The 17,850-nt window shown below is 74.2% G+C and carries 17 protein-coding genes, 1 tRNA gene and 1 pseudogene; 8 read left to right on the top strand and 11 right to left on the bottom strand.

Going from position 1 to position 17,850, the window contains the following annotated elements:
- The first annotated feature begins 70 nt into the window (after positions 1 to 70).
- Positions 71 to 679 (top strand): glycosyltransferase, encoded by a 609-nt coding sequence (locus ACFHWS_RS13960; protein ID WP_416554789.1) that lies wholly within the window; start codon positions 71 to 73, stop codon positions 677 to 679.
- Complete coding sequence (locus tag ACFHWS_RS13955) at positions 676 to 1,599, top strand: glycosyltransferase family 2 protein (RefSeq protein WP_416554670.1); 924 nt, start codon at positions 676 to 678, stop codon at positions 1,597 to 1,599. The genes ACFHWS_RS13960 and ACFHWS_RS13955 overlap by 4 nt, the downstream gene beginning before the upstream one ends.
- Positions 1,600 to 1,720: 121 nt before the next feature.
- Here ACFHWS_RS13955 and hutH read toward each other — a convergent pair whose 3' ends face one another.
- Genes hutH through ACFHWS_RS13925 form a run of 6 tightly spaced genes read right to left on the bottom strand, consistent with a single transcriptional unit; the run spans position 1,721 to position 9,729 of the window.
- On the bottom strand, positions 1,721 to 3,262 hold the full coding sequence (gene hutH / locus ACFHWS_RS13950; RefSeq protein ID WP_416568322.1) for a histidine ammonia-lyase: 1,542 nt from the start codon (positions 3,260 to 3,262) through the stop codon (positions 1,721 to 1,723).
- Complete coding sequence (hutI, locus tag ACFHWS_RS13945; protein WP_416568321.1) at positions 3,250 to 4,428, bottom strand: imidazolonepropionase; 1,179 nt, start codon at positions 4,426 to 4,428, stop codon at positions 3,250 to 3,252. Before hutI ends, hutH begins: the two co-directional genes overlap by 13 nt.
- Positions 4,429 to 4,433: 5 nt before the next feature.
- Positions 4,434 to 5,783: a formimidoylglutamate deiminase gene (locus ACFHWS_RS13940; protein WP_416568320.1), complete on the bottom strand. Its 1,350-nt coding sequence runs from the start codon at positions 5,781 to 5,783 to the stop codon at positions 4,434 to 4,436.
- The gene (locus ACFHWS_RS13935) at positions 5,780 to 7,048 is read right to left on the bottom strand and encodes an allantoate amidohydrolase (protein ID WP_416568319.1); all 1,269 of its coding nucleotides are present in this window, start codon (positions 7,046 to 7,048) and stop codon (positions 5,780 to 5,782) included. The genes ACFHWS_RS13940 and ACFHWS_RS13935 overlap by 4 nt, the downstream gene beginning before the upstream one ends.
- Entirely contained in the window at positions 7,045 to 8,784 is a 1,740-nt protein-coding gene (locus ACFHWS_RS13930) for a urocanate hydratase (RefSeq protein WP_416554664.1), read from the bottom strand. Before ACFHWS_RS13930 ends, ACFHWS_RS13935 begins: the two co-directional genes overlap by 4 nt.
- 21 nt (positions 8,785 to 8,805) lie before the next feature.
- Positions 8,806 to 9,729 carry a MurR/RpiR family transcriptional regulator gene (locus tag ACFHWS_RS13925; RefSeq protein WP_416568318.1) on the bottom strand — a complete coding sequence of 308 codons (924 nt, stop codon included), beginning with the start codon at positions 9,727 to 9,729 and terminating at the stop codon, positions 8,806 to 8,808.
- Positions 9,730 to 9,869: 140 nt separating this feature from the next.
- Here ACFHWS_RS13925 and ACFHWS_RS13920 point away from each other — a divergent pair, with 140 nt between their 5' ends.
- Complete coding sequence (locus ACFHWS_RS13920; RefSeq protein WP_416554782.1) at positions 9,870 to 10,730, top strand: MOSC domain-containing protein; 861 nt, start codon at positions 9,870 to 9,872, stop codon at positions 10,728 to 10,730.
- Between the two features lie 54 nt (positions 10,731 to 10,784).
- A complete protein-coding gene (locus tag ACFHWS_RS13915; protein WP_416568317.1) occupies positions 10,785 to 11,783 on the top strand; it encodes an expansin EXLX1 family cellulose-binding protein in 999 nt (332 codons plus the stop codon).
- On the opposite strand, the gene ACFHWS_RS13910 is transcribed toward ACFHWS_RS13915, so the two are convergent.
- From ACFHWS_RS13910 to bcp, 3 genes are all read right to left on the bottom strand, one after another.
- The gene (locus ACFHWS_RS13910) at positions 11,769 to 12,377 is read right to left on the bottom strand and encodes a GNAT family N-acetyltransferase (RefSeq protein ID WP_416554658.1); all 609 of its coding nucleotides are present in this window, start codon (positions 12,375 to 12,377) and stop codon (positions 11,769 to 11,771) included. The two genes, ACFHWS_RS13915 and ACFHWS_RS13910, sit on opposite strands and share 15 nt — an antisense overlap.
- Positions 12,378 to 12,421: 44 nt before the next feature.
- A tRNA-Leu gene (locus tag ACFHWS_RS13905) sits at positions 12,422 to 12,495 on the bottom strand.
- A 79-nt stretch (positions 12,496 to 12,574) separates the two neighbouring features.
- Positions 12,575 to 13,066, bottom strand: coding sequence for a thioredoxin-dependent thiol peroxidase (gene bcp / locus ACFHWS_RS13900; RefSeq protein WP_416554656.1), 492 nt, complete (start codon positions 13,064 to 13,066; stop codon positions 12,575 to 12,577).
- A gap of 134 nt (positions 13,067 to 13,200) precedes the next feature.
- Here bcp and ACFHWS_RS13895 point away from each other — a divergent pair, with 134 nt between their 5' ends.
- The 4 genes and pseudogenes from ACFHWS_RS13895 to ACFHWS_RS13880 all read left to right on the top strand — a co-directional run.
- On the top strand, positions 13,201 to 13,944 hold the full coding sequence (locus ACFHWS_RS13895; RefSeq protein WP_416568316.1) for an energy-coupling factor ABC transporter permease: 744 nt from the start codon (positions 13,201 to 13,203) through the stop codon (positions 13,942 to 13,944).
- Positions 13,941 to 14,351: a PDGLE domain-containing protein gene (locus ACFHWS_RS13890; RefSeq protein ID WP_416568315.1), complete on the top strand. Its 411-nt coding sequence runs from the start codon at positions 13,941 to 13,943 to the stop codon at positions 14,349 to 14,351. Before ACFHWS_RS13895 ends, ACFHWS_RS13890 begins: the two co-directional genes overlap by 4 nt.
- A 6-nt stretch (positions 14,352 to 14,357) precedes the next feature.
- A complete protein-coding gene (cbiQ, locus tag ACFHWS_RS13885) occupies positions 14,358 to 15,128 on the top strand; it encodes a cobalt ECF transporter T component CbiQ (RefSeq protein ID WP_416568314.1) in 771 nt (256 codons plus the stop codon).
- A 68-nt stretch (positions 15,129 to 15,196) separates the two neighbouring features.
- A pseudogene (locus ACFHWS_RS13880) lies at positions 15,197 to 15,928 on the top strand (energy-coupling factor ABC transporter ATP-binding protein); the annotation flags it as partial.
- Here the strand turns inward: ACFHWS_RS13880 and ACFHWS_RS13875 are convergent.
- Together ACFHWS_RS13875 and ACFHWS_RS13870 are read right to left on the bottom strand one after the other, a co-directional pair.
- Complete coding sequence (locus ACFHWS_RS13875; RefSeq protein WP_416568313.1) at positions 15,908 to 17,113, bottom strand: hypothetical protein; 1,206 nt, start codon at positions 17,111 to 17,113, stop codon at positions 15,908 to 15,910. The pseudogene ACFHWS_RS13880 and the gene ACFHWS_RS13875 sit on opposite strands and share 21 nt — an antisense overlap.
- A gap of 1 nt (position 17,114) precedes the next feature.
- Positions 17,115 to 17,825 carry a DsbA family protein gene (locus tag ACFHWS_RS13870; protein WP_416554646.1) on the bottom strand — a complete coding sequence of 237 codons (711 nt, stop codon included), beginning with the start codon at positions 17,823 to 17,825 and terminating at the stop codon, positions 17,115 to 17,117.
- Between the last annotated feature and the right edge of the window lie 25 nt (positions 17,826 to 17,850).

Genomic DNA, 17,850 nt, shown 5'->3' with positions numbered 1-17,850 from the left:
GACGATGACATGTCAACGTAACAAGAGTAGAAGTGGCCAGGTCAAGGAGTTGATCGTGGTGGAATCCGCGTTGTCGAACACCGGGCCGACCAGCGTCGCCGCACGAATCCCCCGGCAGCGCGTCGGGCCGCGTACCGGCACCATCCTGGTCGCCGTCGGGACCGACCGGCACCGGTTCGACCGGCTGATCGGCTGGCTGGAGGACTGGCACACCGCCGCGGACCGGGTCGAGCTGATCGTGCAGTACGGGCACAGCCAGGCACCGAAGCTGGCCGGGGCAGTCGACTTCCTCGACCACGACGCGCTGCAGCAGGCCATGCAGCGGGCCACCCTGGTGGTGTGCCACGGCGGCCCAGCGACCATCCTCGAAGCGCGTCGGCACCGGCACCTGCCGATCGTCGTACCGCGGGATCCCACTCTGGACGAGCACGTCGACGACCATCAGATGCTGTTCGCCCGCCGGCTGGCCGACGCCGGGCTGGTCCGGCTCTGCCAGTCGCGTACGGCGCTGTTCGAGGCGCTGGAGGACGGGCTGCGCGCCCCGGCGAGCTTCGGCGTCACCGCCGACGCCGGCACCGACGCGGCACGACTCGCGGCCGTCGCCCGGGTCGGCGAGATCATCGAAGGGTTGATCTCATCGGCGCATCCGCGCCGCGTGCTCAGCCGGCGGTCGCGGTGACCGCCGGCCGGACCCCGACGGTCAGCGTCGTGGTCCCCACCCGGGACCGGCCCGAGCTGCTGCGCGAGGCCATCACCGCGATCCGCGAGCAGGACTATCCGGGCGTCGTCGACGTGGTGGTGGTCTACGATCAGTCCACTCCGGACATCACGCTGGCCAGTGACGATCCGCACCGGACGGTCCGGGTGATCGGCAACGGCCGGACCGCCGGCCTGGCCGGCGCCCGCAACAGCGGCATCCTGGCCGCGACCGGCGAGCTGGTCGCGTTCTGTGACGACGACGACCGGTGGCTGCCCGGCAAGCTCGCCGCCCAGGTCGCCGAGCTGCTCGCCCACCCGGACGCCGAGTTCGTCAGCTGCGGTATCCAGGTCAGTTACGACGGCACCGTCAACGACCGGGTGCTCGACCTCGACAGCGTGTCGCTCGCCGCGCTGCTGCGCGACCGGATGACCGAGCTGCACCCGTCGACGTTCGTGATCCGGCGCGCCGCGCTGGTCGACGGATTCGGGCTGGTCGACGAGGAGATCCCGGGCAGCTACGCGGAGGACTACGAGTTCCTGCTCCGGGCCGCCCGCAGCGCCCCGCTGCGCAACCTGCGGACGCCGTACGTGCTGGTCCGCTGGCACAAACGGTCCTACTTCGCGCAGCGCTGGGACACCATCGCCACCGCCCTGCAGTGGCTGCTGGACCGCTACCCGGAGTTCGCCACCGAGCCGGCCGGCGAAGCCCGGGTCGCCGGTCAGATCGCCTTCGCCGAGGCCGCCGCCGGGCACCGCCGCGGGGCGATCCGCTGGGCCCGGCACACCCTGGCCCGCAACCCGCGCGAGCCGCGCGCCTACCTCGCCCTCGCCGTCGCCAGCCGGGCGGTACGGCCGGACCTGGTGCTCCGTACCCTGCACAAGCGCGGCCGGGGAATTTGATGACACGGCCTGGGCGCGCAGCGGCCTGCTGAGACGAGCGGGGCATCGCTGTGCCTCCCGGCGCTCCGAGCGGATATCGGTGAAGGCGGGCCGGCAGGGCGTGACGGCGACACGCATCGGGTCAGCGCAGCGGGCCGATCCGGGCCTCGATCTCCGCCCGCAGCTCGGTGCCGGCCACCACCGCGCGCGTCGCCTCCAACGCCGGGGCCAGGAAGATGTCCGGCCCCGGCTGACCGGCGACCCCGCCGACCAGCTTCACCGCCGCCTGCCCAGCCGGCGACGGCCGCAGCGGGGCGCGCAGCTGCAGGCCGCGTACCGCCGCCAGCAGTTCCACCGCGAGTAGGCTGGTCAGGTTGTCCAGCACGGTACGTAGCTTGCGGGTCGCCGCCCAGCCCATCGAGACGTGGTCTTCCTGCATGCCGGAGGTGGGCACCGAGTCCACCGAGGCCGGTGCGGCCAGCCGGCGGTTCTCCGCGACGATGCCGGCCGCGGTGTACTGGGCGATCATCAGCCCGGAGTTGACCCCGGCGTCCGGGGACAGGAACGCCGGCAGGCCCCGGGACCGGTTCAGGTCCAGCAGCCGGTCCACCCGGCGTTCGCTGATCGACCCGACCTCGGCGGCCGCGATGGCCAGGAAGTCGGCGGCGAAGCCGAGCGGCGCGCCGTGGAAGTTGCCGGTCGACTCGACCCGCCCGTCCGGCAGCACCACCGGGTTGTCCACCACCGACCGCAGCTCCCGGCCGGCGACGGTGCCGGCGAACGCCAGGGTGTCCCGGGCCGCCCCGGCCACCTGCGGCGCGCACCGCATCGAGTACGCGTCCTGCACCGCGTGCAGCAGATCGTCGCGGTGCGAGTCCATCACCGCCGAGCCCTGCAACAGCCGGTGGATGTTGCTTGCCGACACGCCCTGACCGGGATGCGGCCGGATGGTGTGCAGGTCGGCCTGGAACGGCCGGTCCGAGCCGAGCATCGCCTCGATCGCCAGCGCGGCGGTGACGTCGGCCATGGTGAACAGGTGCCCGGCGTCCTCGACCGCCAGCAGCAGCATGCCGAGCATCCCGTCGGTGCCGTTGATCAGTGCCAGACCCTCCTTGGCGGCCAGCTCCACCGGGGCCAGCCCGGCCCGACGCAGCGCCGCCGCGCCGTCGACCCGGTCCCCGGTGTCCGGGTCCCGTACCCAGCCTCCACCCATCAGCACCAGCGCGCAGTGCGCCAACGGCGCCAGGTCACCGGAGGCACCGAGCGACCCGTGCTCCGGCACCCACGGGGTGATCCGATGGTTGAGCAGGTCCAGCAGCGCCTGCGCCAGCAGCGGCCGCACCCCGGAACGGCCCAGCGCCAGCGACCGCACCCGCAGCACCAGCATGGCCCGGACCACCTCGTCGGGCATCGGCGCGCCGATCCCGGCCGCGTGCGAGCGGATCAGCGCGTGCTGCAGCTCCGAACGCCGGTCCGGCGCGACAAAACTGCTGGCCAGCGCGCCGAAACCGGTGGAGACGCCGTACACCGGGCGGCCGTCGCGTTCGATCGACTCGACGATGTCCCGGCTGCGGGCCATCGCCGCGACCGCGCCGGGGCTCAGCTCGACCCGTGCCCCGTCCCGGGCCACCGCCCGCACCTGTGCGGCGGTCATTCCGTCCGGTTCGATCGTCACAGTGGACATGTCGGTACTCCGTCGTGCAGGACCTGATGGATCAGCGGCACACCCGGCCGGTAGGCCAGGTGCAGATGGGACGGCGCGTCGAGCAGGAGCAGGTCGGCGCGGGCGCCCGGGCGCAGCACGCCGACGTCGGCGCGGCGCAGCGCCCGGGCACCACCGGCGGTCGCCGCCCAGACCGCCTCCGCCGGCGTCATCCCCATCTCCCGGACCGCCAGTGCCACACAGAACGGCATCGACGTGGTGTACGACGAACCCGGGTTGCAGTCGGTGGCCAACGCCACCGTCGCTCCCGCGTCGAGCAGCCGGCGGGCATCCGGGTACGCCGCCCGGGTGGAGAACTCCGCGCCCGGCAGCAGCGTCGCCACCGTCGCCGACCCGGCCAGCGCCGCCACGTCCGCGTCGGACAGATGAGTGCAGTGGTCGGCGCTGGCGGCCCCCGACTCCACCGCCACCGATACCCCAGGGCCGGGACCCAGCTGGTTGGCGTGCACCCGCAACCCCAGCCCGGCGGCGGCCCCGGCGGCCAGCACCGCGCGGGCCTGGTCGGCGTCGAACGCGCCGCGCTCACAGAACACATCCACCCAGCGGGCGTACGGGGCCGCGGCGGCCAGCATGTCGCCGGTGACCAGGTCGACGTAGTCGTCGGGGCGGTCCGCGTACTCGACCGGCACCAGGTGGGCGCCGAGGAACGTCGTCTCGTCGGTGAACTCCGCCGCCACCCGCAACGACCGGGCCTCATCGGTGATGCTGAGCCCGTACCCGCTCTTGATCTCGATCGTGGTGCTGCCCTGCCGCAGCGCCTCACGGCGTAGTCGCCCGACGGTGCCGCGCAGCTCGTCGTCGCCGGCGGCGCGGGTCGCCGCCACCGTGGTCCGGATGCCGCCGCCGTCGTAGCGGACGCCGGCCATCCGGGCGGCGAACTCGCCCGCCCGGTCCCCGGCGAAGACCAGATGCGCGTGGCTGTCCACGAAGCCCGGCAGCCCGGCCCGGCCGCCCGCGTCCGACCGCCGGTCGGCGGCCGGCGCGTGCGCCCCGCGCCCCACCCAAACGATCCGGTCGCCGTCGACCAGCACCGCCGCGTCGGTCAGCAACCCCAGCGGGCCGCCGTCGTGGGTCGGATCGTTGGTGACCAGCTCCCCGATGCCGGTCACCAGCAGCGTGCCGCTCACCGCCGTCACCGGGTCACCACCCGGATCGCGGCGGCCAGTTCGGCCGGTACGTCGACGTGCAGATGCCGGCCGTCGGCGACCACCGGTCGGCCGTCGACCACCACGTCGGTGACATCGGCGGCGGTCGCCGCGAAGATCATCCCGGCCGGGTCGACCCCGGCGGTCCGTACGCTGTCGCACCGGACGGTGACCAGGTCGGCACGGGCGCCGACCGCGATCCGGCCGGCGTCGGCCCAGCCCAGCGCGGCGTGCCCGGCTTCGGCAGCCATTGAGATCAGCTCGCCGGGGGAGAACTGCCCCCGCCGGCCGGTGCGCAGCCGCTCGTGTGTCTCCACCGCCCGTGCCTCCTCGAACAGGTCGACCACCGCGTGGCTGTCACTGCCCACGCTGAGCGTGACCCCGGCGGCCGCCAGCGGGCCGGCCGGGCCGATCCCGTCGGCCAGGTCCCGCTCGGTGGTCGGGCAGAGGCAGACCCCGGCCCGCGCGCCGGCCAGCAGCGTCACGTCGGTATCGGTCAGGTGGGTGGCGTGCACCGCGGTGGTGTCCGGGCCGAGCACCCCGGCGTCGGCCAGCAGCGCCGTCGGGGTCCGGCCGTACCGGGCCAGACAGGCCGCGTTCTCGGCCGGCTGCTCCGACAGGTGTACGTGCAGCGGGACGCCCCGCTGCGCCGCCGCCCCGGCGACGACCGGCAGCTCGGCGGCCGGTACCGCTCGTACCGAGTGGACCGCCGCGCCGGCCCGGACGTGGTCGCCGGTGGGCCGCCACCCGGCGGACCGGTCCGCCCAGTCGGCCGCGTCGGCGTCGCCGAACCGGCGCTGCACCCCGGTCAGCGGTGCCCCGTCCACCCCGGCGGTCAGGTAGCAGGTGTCCAGCAGGGTGATCCGCACCCCGGCGTCGGTGGCGGCCTGCGCGAGCGCCTCGGACATGACGTTGGGCTCGGCGTAGCGCCGGCCCTGCGGATCGTGGTGCAGGTAGTGGAACTCGCCGACGCAGGTCACCCCGGCGAGCGCCGCCTCGGCGTACACCGCGCGGGCCAGCGCCAGGTAGCTGTCCGGGTCGAGGCGCCCGGCGACCGCGTACATCCGCTCCCGCCAGGTCCAGAAGCTGCCCCGGCCGTCGGGGGTCCGCCCGCGCAGCGCCCGGTGGAAGGCGTGCGAGTGGGTGTCGGCCAGGCCGGGCAGGGTCACCCCGGCGAGCCTCGGCACGCCCGGCGGTGCCGCCACCCCGGCTGTGACCGCGGTGAACCGGCCCGCCTCGGCCTCGATCAGCACCCCGGCCGCCGGGGCCGGCCCGCCCAGCCAGGCGTGTTCGGCGTACCAGCTCATCCGGGCCGCCCGATCCGCCGGCCGCTTCATTCGCCGGCCAGGTCGGCCAGCGCGGCGGCGAGGGCCCGCACCCCGGCGGCGCAGTCGTCGTCGGTGGCGTGCTCGTCCGGGGCGTGCGACACCCCGGTCGGATTCCGCACGAAGATCATCGCCGTCGGCACGTGTCCGGCCAGGACGCCGGCGTCGTGCCCGGCGGCGGTCGGCAGCACCGGCACCGCAGCGGTCCGCCGCGCACCCACCGCCGTGGCGATCCGGTCGGTCAGGTCCGGGTCGAAGGCGACCGGCGGGCTGTCCGACTCGCGGACCACCGCCACCGACGTACCGTCCGCCTGTGCCCGGGCCGCCGCGTCGGCCCCGACCGCCTCGACCAGTGTGGCCAGTGCGGTGGTGTCGGCGGCCCGCGCGTCCAGCCAGGCGTGCACCTGGGCCGGGACCGCGTTGGTGGCGTTGGGCCGCACCGAGATCCGGCCGATGGTGGCGTGCGCGCCCAGCAGGCGGGCCTGCGCCTCGGCGGCGAGTACGGTGTGCGCGCAGGTCAGCATCGGGTTCCGGCGGTCGACCATCCGGGTGGTCCCGGCGTGGTCGCCGGCCCCGGTGAACTCCAGCCGCCACCGCCCGTGCGGCCAGATCATGCTGGCTACCCCGACCGGGGCACCGAGGTCGACCAACGCCCGGCCCTGCTCAACGTGCAACTCGACAAAGACCCCGATCCTGGCCAACCGGTGCGGGTCCGGCCCGGCCCCAGCCGGGTCGGTGCCGCCCGCCCGCATCGCCTCGGCCAGCGTCACTCCGTCGGAGTCGGTCAGCGCCAGCGCGTGCGCCGCCGACACGCCGCCGGTGAGCAGCCGCGACCCGAGGCAGGCCAGGCCGAACCGGGCCCCCTCCTCCTCGACGAACGCGGCGACGGTCACCGGCCGCGCCGGGGTGAACCCACGGTCCCGCAGCTCGTCGACGGCGAGCAGCGCCGACACGATGCCGAGCGGTCCGTCGTAGCCGCCGCCGTGCGGCACCGAGTCGAAGTGACTACCGGTGACCACCGCCGGGGCGGCCGGATCCACGCCGGACGGTACCCAGTCGGCCCACAGGTTGCCGTTGCCGTCGGCCTGCACCGCAAGCCCGCGCCGGACCGCCTCGGCGGTGAACCACTCCCGGCAGGTCAACTCCGCCGTTGACCAGGCATAGCGCAGGTAGCCGCCGGTCGCCGGATCACGCCCGACGCCGGCCAGCTCCGCCCACATCGCCCGGAACCGCTCGGCCAGCGGGTCAGCGGTGGTCACCGGGGCCGGGCCGGTCATCCGCGGCCCATCGGCACCGGCAGGTCGTGCGCGGCGGCGACCTGACCGGCCAGCTGGTATCCGGCGTCGACGTGGCGCAGCACCCCGGTCGCCGGGTCGTTGCGCAGCACCCGTTCGATCTTCTGCCGGGCCAGCGCCGATCCGTCGGCGACGCAGACCTGACCGGCGTGCAGCGACCGGCCGATGCCGACCCCGCCGCCGTGGTGGATGCTCACCCAGGACGCGCCGCTGGCCGCGTTGACCAGGGCGTTGAGCAGCGGCCAGTCGGCGATCGCGTCCGAGCCGTCGGCCATCGCCTCGGTTTCCCGGTACGGCGACGCCACCGACCCGCAGTCCAGATGGTCCCGACCGATCACCACCGGGGCGGCCAGCTCCCCGGCGGCGACCATTTCGTTGAACCGCGCCCCGGCGAGTTCCCGTTCGCCGTACCCGAGCCAGCAGATCCGGGCCGGCAGCCCCTGGAACGCGACCCGTTCGCCGGCCAGCCGGATCCAGCGGGCCAGCGCCTCGTTGTCGCCGAACAGGTCGAGGATCGCCCGGTCGGTGGCGGCGATGTCGGCCGGATCGCCGGACAGCGCCGCCCACCGGAACGGGCCCTTGCCGGCGCAGAACAACGGCCGGATGTACGCCGGCACGAAACCGGGGAAGTCGAACGCCCGGTCGTAGCCACCGAGCCGGGCCTCGTCGCGGATCGAGTTGCCGTAGTCGAACACCTCCGCGCCGGCGTCGGCGAAGCCGACCATCGCGGCGACGTGCCGGGCCATCGACTCCCTGGCCCGCTGCGTGTACTCCTGCGGTGCCCGGCCGGCGTACGCCGCCGCGTCGGCCAGCTCGACCCCTACCGGCAGGTAGCTCAGCGGGTCGTGCGCGCTGGTCTGGTCGGTGACGATGTCGATTTCGACGCCGTCGGCGAGCAGCTGCGGCAAGACGGTCGCCGCGTTGCCGACCACGCCGACCGACAGCGCCCGCCGGTCCCGCCGGGCCGCCTGCGTCGCCGCGACCGCCTCGGCCAGCGAGCTGACGACGGTGTCCAGGTAGCCGGTGGCGACCCGGCGGGCGAGTCGCTGCGGGTCGACGTCGACGATCAGGCACACCCCGCCGTTCATGGTGACGGCGAGCGGCTGCGCGCCGCCCATCCCGCCACAGCCGGCGGTCAGGGTCAGCGTGCCGGCCAGCGACGCGGCGCCGACCCGGTCGATCCAGGCCGGCGGCGCGGTCGGGTCGGCCCCGCCGGGTTCGCTTCGGTCAGCCGCCGGCTCCGCCGTCCGGCCCGCCGCCAGTTTGGCGGCGACCGCCGCGAACGTCTCGTAGGTGCCCTGCAGGATGCCCTGGGTGCCGATGTAGATCCACGAGCCGGCCGTCATCTGCCCGTACATGGTCAGGCCGAGCTGTTCCAGCCGGCGGAACTCCGGCCAGGTCGCCCAGTCGCCGACCAGGTTCGAGTTGGCCAGCAGCACCCGGGGCGCCCACTCGTGGGTGCGCAGCACGCCGACTGGCCGGCCCGACTGGACCAGCATCGTCTCGTCGTCGGCCAGCTCGGTCAGCGTCGCCACCAGCGCGTGGTAGGACGGCCAGTCCCGGGCCGCCCGGCCGGTGCCGCCGTACACCACCAGGTCGTCGGGGCGTTCGGCGACGTCCGGGTCGAGGTTGTTCATCAGCATCCGCAGCGCGGCCTCCTGCGGCCACCCCTTGGCGGTACGGGTGGCGCCGCGCGCCGCGCGGATCAGCTCAGCCATGTCGCGGTCCCTTCCGGGTAGTCAGCCGATGAAGACGTTGCGCTGGGCGGCGGAGCGCTCGAACTGCTCCAGCCGCCGCTGTGCCTCACCCGGTGCCGCGTCGCAGATCGCCTGCAACAGCACCATCGCCAACGCCATCGGCGCGGCGTGCAGGTCGAACACCAGCTGGTCGCCGACCGGGGCGGGCAGCACCAGGTCGGCGTGTTCGGCGGCCGGGCTCAGCAGGGAGTCGGTGATCAGCACCACGGCCAGGCCGACGGCGCGCGCCTCGACCAGCGCGTCGACGGCCTCCCGGGGGTAGCGGGGCAGCACGATGGCCAGCAACGCGGTCGCGCCGGCCTCCCGGGTCTGCTCCAGGCGCTCCGGAAGCAGGCTGCCGCCGCTGGCCAGCACCCGCACGTCCGGGCGGACCTTGGCGGCGAAGAACCCGAAGTAGGTGGCGAGTGGCGCGGCGGCCCGCAGCCCCAGTACCGGCAGCGGGGTGCTGCCGGCCAGCAGGGTGCCGGCGGCGGTGAGCCGGTCCCGATCACCCAGCTGGTCGGCGAGCGTGCTCAGCTGCCGGGCCTCGGCGCGGACCGCGCGCTGCATCTCGTTGTCGGCGGCGTAGGTCCGCCGCCCGCCGCGCCGGGACTCGCCGCGCGGTGCCGGCAGGCCGGCCGGGCCGCCGGACTGGCCGGTGCCAGCCGGATTGACGGCGAACTCCCGTAGCCGGCGGCGCAGCGCCGGGTAGCCGTCGTAGCCGAGCGCCATCGCGAACCGGGTGACCGACGGCTGGCTGACCCGGGCCAGCTCGGCGACCTCGGCGGCGGACAGGAACGCGGCGGAGCCGGCGTGCTGCACCAGGCTGTGTGCGATCCGTCGTTGGGTGGGGGTGAGCCGGACACCGGTGAACAGGTCGAGCACCCGTTCGGCCGAAGCGGCCGGGACGGCCTCGCTGTCATTCACCCTGACACTGTATGCAATATTTCATTCAGTCGGCAACGGTGGCCGCGTCGGCACCACTGGTGGCTGTGGTAGAACCAGCGCGTGGAACGCTTACCGCCGCATCGCAACCCGGTCCGTACCCGGCCGCCGTCGTGACCGGCGTGCGAGTCGCCGCCCTCCACACGTACCCGGTCAAGGGGTGTCGCCGCCTCGACCACGACGATGCCCAGGTCGAGCCCTGGGGCCTGGCCGGGGACCGACGCTGGATGATCATCGACCCGGACGGAGTCGGCATCACCCAGCGGGAGGCTCCGGCCCTGGTCCACATCCGCCCCCAGCCCGTCGCCGGTGGACTCACCCTGCACACCGCCGGCCGGCCGACACCGGACGTCCCCCCACCGGTCGCGCCCACGCTGGATGTCTGCACGCCGGTCGCCGGCCCGCCGGTGCAGGTCCGCGTCTTCCGGGCCAAGGCCGCGGTGCCGGCCCGGCTCGCCGAAGCCACCGCACACGCCTGGATCAGTGCGGTCATCGGCCGACCGGCCCGACTGGCCTGGCTGGCCGACCCGACGGTACGGGCGGTCAACCCCGACCACGGCCGTCCCGGTGACACGGTCAGCTTCGCCGACGGCTACCCGGTGCTGCTGACCAACGCGGCCTCCCTCGACGAGGTCAACGACTGGCTCGTCGAGTCGGGCGACCCGGCCGCGCCGTTGCCGATGCACAGGTTTCGCCCCAACGTGGTGATCAGTGGCGCGCCGGCCTGGGCCGAGGACGGCTGGCTGGGGCGTCGGATCCGGATCGGCGACGTCACCTTCCGGGTGGCCAAGACCTGCGCCCGCTGCGTCGTGACCACCACCGACCAGGACACCGGCGAACGCGGCCAACAGCCGCTGCGGATCCTCGCCCGACATCCCCGTGGGCCGAAGGGTGTCCTGTTCGGGATGAACATCATTCCGGACAGCACCGGGCGGATCACCGTCGGCGACAACGTGGTGGTTGCGGCCGGTCCCTACTCTTAGGTCTCACTTAGGACCGTTGCCCGGGTACGTCGCAGTACGGCAGCATCACTGGACGTGACCGACGACGGACCCGCCTCCCATGCCGGCCGGACCCGCTGGCTGGCCGGCGGTGCGGCCGCAGCCGGGGCCGGCCTGCTCGGCCTGCTGCTGGCCGCCCAGGTCGGCGCCAGCCCGGCCTGCGCGGCACCACCCGTCGGCGGCGGCATCCATCAGGGCAAGGCCACCTTCTACGACACGCAGGGGCAGGGCGGCAACTGTTCGTTCGACAGTGCGCCGGCAGACCGGATGTACGTCGCGCTCGGCCCGGACGAGTACGCCGACGCCGCCGCGTGCGGCGGGCACCTCGACGTCACCGGTCCACGTGGCACCGTCCGCGTCGTCATCATGGACCAGTGCCCGGAGTGCGCCGTCGGTCACCTCGACCTGTCCCGGGAGGCGTTCGCCCGGATCGCCGACCCGGTGCGGGGCATCGTCGACCTCAGCTACCGGGCGGTGGTCGACCCGCCGACCGGGCCGCTCGCGGTGCGGGTCAAACAGGGCGCGTCGCAGTGGTGGTTCGCGGTGCGGGTCACCGACCACGGCAACCCGCTCGCGACCGTCGAGGCCCGAATCGGATCGGAGTGGCGCGGACTTGTTCGGCACGACTACAACTACTGGCTCGCCGACGACGGGCTCGGCCCCGGCCCGTACTCCCTGCGGGTCACCGACGTGTACGGCAATCGGGCGACCGTGCCGGGGGTCCAGTTGGCCCCGGGGCGGACCCAGCAGACGGACGTGCGCCTGTACGGCAGCGGATCGGGTTCCAGCTCCGGCTCCCGGTCGTCCGGGTCGTCCTCGGCCGCCGGCGGCTCCGGCGCCGACCGCGCCGGTGACCGGCCGCCGGCGGCCCAGACCACGTCGACCGCCGAACCACCGTCGCCAGGTCCAACGTCCACCGGGTCGGCCTCGCCGGGTCCGTCGCCAACCGCCGGTGCAGCGGGTCTCGACGCGGCCGCCAGCCCGTCGACGGTGCCGGCTGCAGCTCCTGCCGACCCGCCGTCAGTCTGCGGCTGACCGATCGTCGGTTTGCGGCTGACCGACCCAGTCTGCGGCTGGCCAGTTCGCCGGTGCGCCGCTCAGCTCCCGCCACATGATGATCTCGTCCCGGTCGTCGCCGTCAGCCACCCGCAGCGCGCTTGGCAGCCGACCTACCTCCCGGTAGCCGCACCGCTGGTAGAACGCCGGCAACCCGTGCCCGTCGCGGATGGTGACCTGCAGCGCGGACAGACCCATCGACCGGCCGACCCGCTCCGCCTCGGCCATCAGAGCCAGCCCGTAGCCGCGCCCCTGCCGGTCCGGTGCGACCACCACCCGCTTGAGCACCCGCCAGTGCTCCTTGAGGTCGAACCGGTTGCTGGTGACGAAGACGAACGCGGCCAGCCCGGCATCGTCGTGGCCGACGAGCAGCCGGTCGACGCCGGCGGCGACCCCGGCGAACGCCGCATCGGCGGTCGGGCGCACGTCGGCGACGGTCACCGGGGCGACGAAGCCGACCGCGCCGCCGGCGTTGGTCGCGTCCGCCCAGAGCGCGATGATCCGCTCGCGCAGCTCGTCGACGAGCGGCGGATCAAGAACGAAGCCCAGCCGTACGGAGAGCGGGGGAATCATTGCGGTGTGTCGACTCCGGGTGGGCCTGGGTGTCAGGCGCTGGGTAGGGCCGGCGGGACTTGAACCCACACTGGTGCGATCCTAAGTCGCATGCCTCTGCCAATTGGGCTACGGCCCCGAGCGCTTCTAGGTTACGTGCCGAGGACAGGCTAGCCGAATCCCGGTCGGCCGGGGCCGGGGCCGGCGGCGCTGTTGCGTCAGTCGAGGCCGAGGTCGCGGCGGAGCTTGGCGACGTGGCCGGTGGCCTTGACGTTGTACAGCGCCCTGGTGATCCGCCCGTCGGCGTCGATCACGAAGGTCGACCGGATCACCCCGGTGACCGTCCTGCCGTACAGCTGCTTCTCGCCGTAGGCGCCGTACGCGGTGAGCACGGTCTTGTCCGGGTCGGACACCAGCGGGAAGGTGAGCCCGTCGCGCTCGCGGAACTTGGCGAGTTTCTCCGGTTTGTCAGGAGAGATGCCGACCACCTCGTAGCCGGCGGCCTGCAGTCCGGCGAGCGAGTCGCGGAAATCACACGCCTGCTTCGTGCAGCCCGGGGTCATCGCCGAGGGGTATGCGTACAGCACCACGTGGCGCCCGCGTAGCTCCTTGAGGGACAACTGGTCGCCACTGTCGGTCGGCAGGGTGAACTCCGGGGCGGGTTCGCCCGGCGCGAGGCGGACCGGCCCGCCGGTGGCAGCTGAGGTCATGGCCGGAGCCTACTCCGAGGCCGTCGGCCGGGTCGGACCGCCAACCGTGATTAGTTGCATGCCCTATGCAAGAGCAGCGGTAGCGAAATAGGCTGGCCACGCGACCAACGGACTGCCCAGCCGGGAGGAACCAGGTGGACCCCCTCGCACTCCATATCCAGAACGGGGTGCTCAACGGCCCCGTAGCGATCAGCTACGCCGTGCTTGCCGCGGTGGCCTTCGGGTACTGCCTGGTCCGCGGCCGCCGGGACCTCGACGACCGGCTCGCCCCGATGGCCGGCCTGGTCGCCGCGTTCATCTTCGCCGTCCAGATGCTCAACTTCCCGGTGCTGCCCGGGGTCAGCGGCCACCTGCTCGGTGGCGCGCTGGCCGCGCTGCTGGTCGGCCCGTGGGTCGGCGCGCTCTGCGTGTCGATCGTGCTGATCGTGCAGGCACTGCTGTTCGCCGATGGTGGGGTCACCGCGATCGGCCCGAACGTCACCAACATGGCGCTGGTCGGCACCGCCGCCGCGTACGGGCTGATCTTCGTCCTGCTGCGCGTGCTGCCACGCACGCCGACCGGGCTGGCGGTCACCGCCTTCGTCGCGTCGGTGGTCAGCGTGGTCGCCGCCGCGTTGAGCTTCGTGCTGCAGTACGCCATCGGCGGCACCACGCAGCTGCAGGAGTTCGGCCTCGGTCAGGTGCTGGCCCTGATGACCGGCACCCACGTCCTGATCGGCGTGGGTGAGGGGTTGATCGCCGCGGTCACCGTGCTGACCGTCGCCCGGACCCGCCCGGACCTGGTGTACGCCCTGCGCGGACTGCGCCGCCCGGCCATGCCGAGCCCGCCGGCCGCCCCCACCGCCGCCCAGCCCGCGTCCACCGGAGGTGCCGCATGAAGCGCAACACCGGTTTCGTCCTGGCTGGTCTGTTCGTCTCGCTGCTGCTGGCCGGCGTGGTAAGCAACTTCGCCTCCGGCTCGCCCGACGGGCTGGACTCGGCGTCGACCCAGGGCTGCGAACTCGACGGCGAGGAGATCGTCGGCGGGGCCTGCATGGGCTCCGGCGCGCAGGACCACGAGCTGGCCGACAGCCCGTTCGCCGACTACGGCCTGACCGCCGTGGACAACGGTTTCGTCGGTACGGCGGTCGCCGGCGCGGTCGGGGTGCTACTCACCTTCGCGGTCGCCGGTGGGCTGTTCTGGCTGACCCGCAGCCGCCGGCCGGCAGCCGGGACACCGGCCGCCGAGGCAGCGGCCGCCGAGGCAGCGGCCATCGAGGCGCCGGCCGGCGGACCGCAGAGCTGACCAGCGGTGGGAGCCGGGCCTGCGCAGCTGCTGCACCTGGAGCGGGACAGCCCGGTGCACCGGCTCCCGCCGGAGACGAAGATCGCCGCGATGCTGGCGTTCACCCTGGTGGTGGTGGCCACCCCACGCGAGCGGCTGTGGGCCTTCGGCGGCTATCTGCTGCTGGTCGTGGCGGTCGCCGTCGTCGCCCGGGTGCCGGCGGCCTGGCTGGCCCGGCGGTCGCTGATCGAGGTCCCGTTCGTGGCCTTCGCGTTCGCGTTGCCGTTGCTGGCCGGCGGTGAACGGATCCCGGTCGCCGGTCTGAGCCTGTCCGTCGAGGGCCTCTACGGCGGCTGGAACATCCTGGCCAAGGCCACCCTCGGGGTGCTCGCGTCGCTGCTGCTGGCGGCCACCACCACCAGCCGCGAACTGCTGGTCGGGCTGGACCGGCTGCGCTGCCCGTCGATCGTCACCCAGATCGCCACGTTCATGCTGCGCTACGTCGACGTGCTGGTCGACGAGGCCCGGCGGATGCGAATCGCCCGGATCTCCCGGGGCGACGACCCGCGTTTCCTCTGGCAGGTACGCGGGTTCGCCGCCGGCGTCGGCGCGTTGTTCCTGCGGGCGTTCGAGCGCGGCGAGCGGGTGTACCTGGCGATGATCTCCCGCGGTTACACCGGTCGGATGCCGGTGGCCTGGCAGGCCACCGGCGGTGCCACGGCCGGCCAGTGGATGCTGGCCGCGTCGGTACCGGTGACGGCCGCTACCATCGCCGCCGTGGCGGTGTTGTCGCGGTGAGCGATCCGGTCGACGCGGGCTCGACGCAGCCGGCCGGCGACGCCGGTACGACACAGTCTGCCGATTCGGTGCCGCCGTCGCTGCTGGTGCGCGATTTGCGGTTCAGCTACCCGGACGGGCATCCGGCGCTGCACGGGGTGGACCTGACCGTGCCCGCCGGTGCCCGGGTCGCGTTGCTGGGCCCCAACGGTGCCGGCAAGACCACGCTGGTGCTGCACCTCAACGGCGTCCTGCGGGGTGGGTCCGGCCAGGTCGAGGTCGGCGGGCTGCCGGTGGACCAACGGCGGGCGACCCTGGCCGAGGTGCGCCGCCGGGTCGGCATCGTCTTCCAGGATCCGGACGACCAGCTGTTCCTGTCGACGGTCGCCGAGGACGTGGCGTTCGGCCCGGCGAACCTGGGGCTGCGCGGTGCCGAGCTGGCGGCGCGGGTCGACGAGGCGCTCGACGCCGTCGGGATGGCGCAGCACCGGGACCGGTCCCCACAGCACCTGTCCTTCGGCCAGCGGCGGCGGGTGGCGGTGGCGACGGTGCTGTCGATGCGTCCGGAGATCCTGGTGCTGGACGAGCCGTCGTCGAACCTCGACCCGGCGGCCCGTCGAGAGCTGGCCGAGGTCCTGCACCGGCTGCCGGTGACGATCCTGATGGTCACCCACGACCTGCCGTACGCGTTGGAGCTGTGTGACCGGTCGGTGATCCTGGACGGCGGCCGGGTGGTGGCGGACGGTCCGACCACAGCATTGCTCGCCGACGCGGAGCTGCTGGCCCGGCACCGGCTGGAGCTACCGTTCGGCTTCGATCCGCTGCTCGCCGCGCGCCAGCTCGCCTCCGTCCGGGCCGACACCCTCCGGGCCGTCGCCGACGGCTCGACCGACGCTGTCCGGACCGGTGACGGGCTCCGCGCGCAGGCGTAGCACCGCGCCGACCGCCACGGCGGCCCCGCTGACCAGGACGGCGGCGACCGCGATCCGCGGCCACCAGGCCGGTCCGGGCACCGGGGCGATCGCCCGGGTGAACACGGCGGCGTTGGCGGCTCCGGCGAAGAGCGCCAGGCAGGCGCCGGTCAGGGCGAGGGCCAACTCGGCACCGGGCCGGCGGCGTGCCGCGTACCCGGCGGCAGCCAGCGCGGCCAGCCCGGTCAGCAACGCCCAGACCGGCCCGTCGAGCAGCACGCCGAGCAGGCCGAGCGGCCCACCCGTGCCGGATTCGACGGCGCGGGCCATCACATAGCCGACGGCGGTCGCGCCGCCGACGGCCAGCCCGCCGGCGGAGACCAGCTGTGCGGTCCACCGGCCGCGCCGGGCGGTGGTCACCAGAGCGACCGCCAGCAGTACGGTGCCGAGCAGCGTGCCGCCCCACCAGCGCAGCGGGTCGGGCGGCGGGATCCAGTCCAGCGTGCCGCGCAGCTCGACCGGGGTGACGCCGTCGCGCAGCGGCACCACCCAGTCGCGTACCCGGTGCACCTGGTCGGGTGCGGCCCGCACCGCCTCCGGCGGGGCGGCGTCCAGCCAGTAGGTTCGTTGGTCGTGCCAGCGGACCAGCGGTCGGTCGGCGATCCGTCGCCAGTCCGGGGGTGCGGCCGGGTCGGCGTCGGCAGGCACCGGGGTGTCGCCGGACAGGGTCTCGTTCTGGTAGGCGGTGGGGGAGCGCCGGTTCTGGTAGACCCCGTCCGGTCGGATCTCCAGGTACGGCTCCCCGGCGTAGCCGAGCACCTCGATCGGTCGGCCGCTGTGGTTGGTCAGCTCGAGTCGGGCGCCGGCCTCGACGACCCGTACGGTGAGCCCGTCGACGGCAGGCACGGTGCCGGTCACCGCCACCCGGTAGTCGGTGGCCGCGGGGGCGTCCGCGCCGTGCGCGGCGGCCGGTGCCGTGGCACCGGTGAGCAGCACCGCCGCCACGCCGGCGAACACCGCCAGCCGACCGACCAGTCGCGGGCCAGCCGGCTGCCGGGTGAACCGTGCGTCAGCTGGCCGTCGGGTGACCCGCACGTCAGCCGGCCGCGTCCACCGCGGCAGTGACGGCTTGGGCGCTCGATGCGACGGTCGCGCCGTCGACCATCACGGTCGGGGTGCCGCTGACCCCGGCCCGGCCGGCCTGCTCGGTGACGTGGGCCGGCCAGCCGGCGTAGGTGTCGTCCCGGACGCACTGGCCGAAGCTGCCGGTGTCCAGCCCGACCTCACCGCCGATGGCGATCAGCTGCTCCTCGCTGAGCCCGGGGCCGCCCTCGGCCGGCTGCTGCTCATAGAGCGCGGCGGCGTACTCCTCGAACTTGCCGCCGGCCGCCGCGCAGCCGGACGCCGCCGACGCCCGCGTCGAGTACGCGTCGTCGCTGAGCCGGTCGAGGATCGCGACGGGGTGGAACACGAGCGTGATCCTGCCATCCTCGACGAGCTGGTCCAGGGTCGGGCCGACCTGCTGTTCGAACTGCCGGCAGGCGGGGCACAGGAAGTCGGCGTAGAGGTCGACGGTGACCGGGCCGTCCCCGATCGGGATGCCGGAGTCGTCGGCGACCGCACCGGGCGGCGCGGTGTACTCGCCGCCGCGCTGGGTCTGGTAGACGGCCCAGCCGATCATGCCGGCGAGGACCAGCGCCACCACGGCCGCCACCGACGTCCAGAGGGCGCGCTGGCGCCGCCGCTCCCGGGCCAGCTGCTCGCGGACCACCCGGGCCGCCTTCTTCTGCTCCACTCGCCGGCTCATCGCCGTCACCCGCCGATCTACCTGA

It is taken from the genome of Micromonospora sp. LOL_013 (assembly GCF_048060315.1).
In the GTDB taxonomy this organism is placed as follows: Bacteria; Actinomycetota; Actinomycetes; order Mycobacteriales; family Micromonosporaceae; genus Micromonospora_E.
Note: the sequence above shows the minus strand (reverse complement) of the source record. Positions and strands in the feature narration are given on the sequence as shown.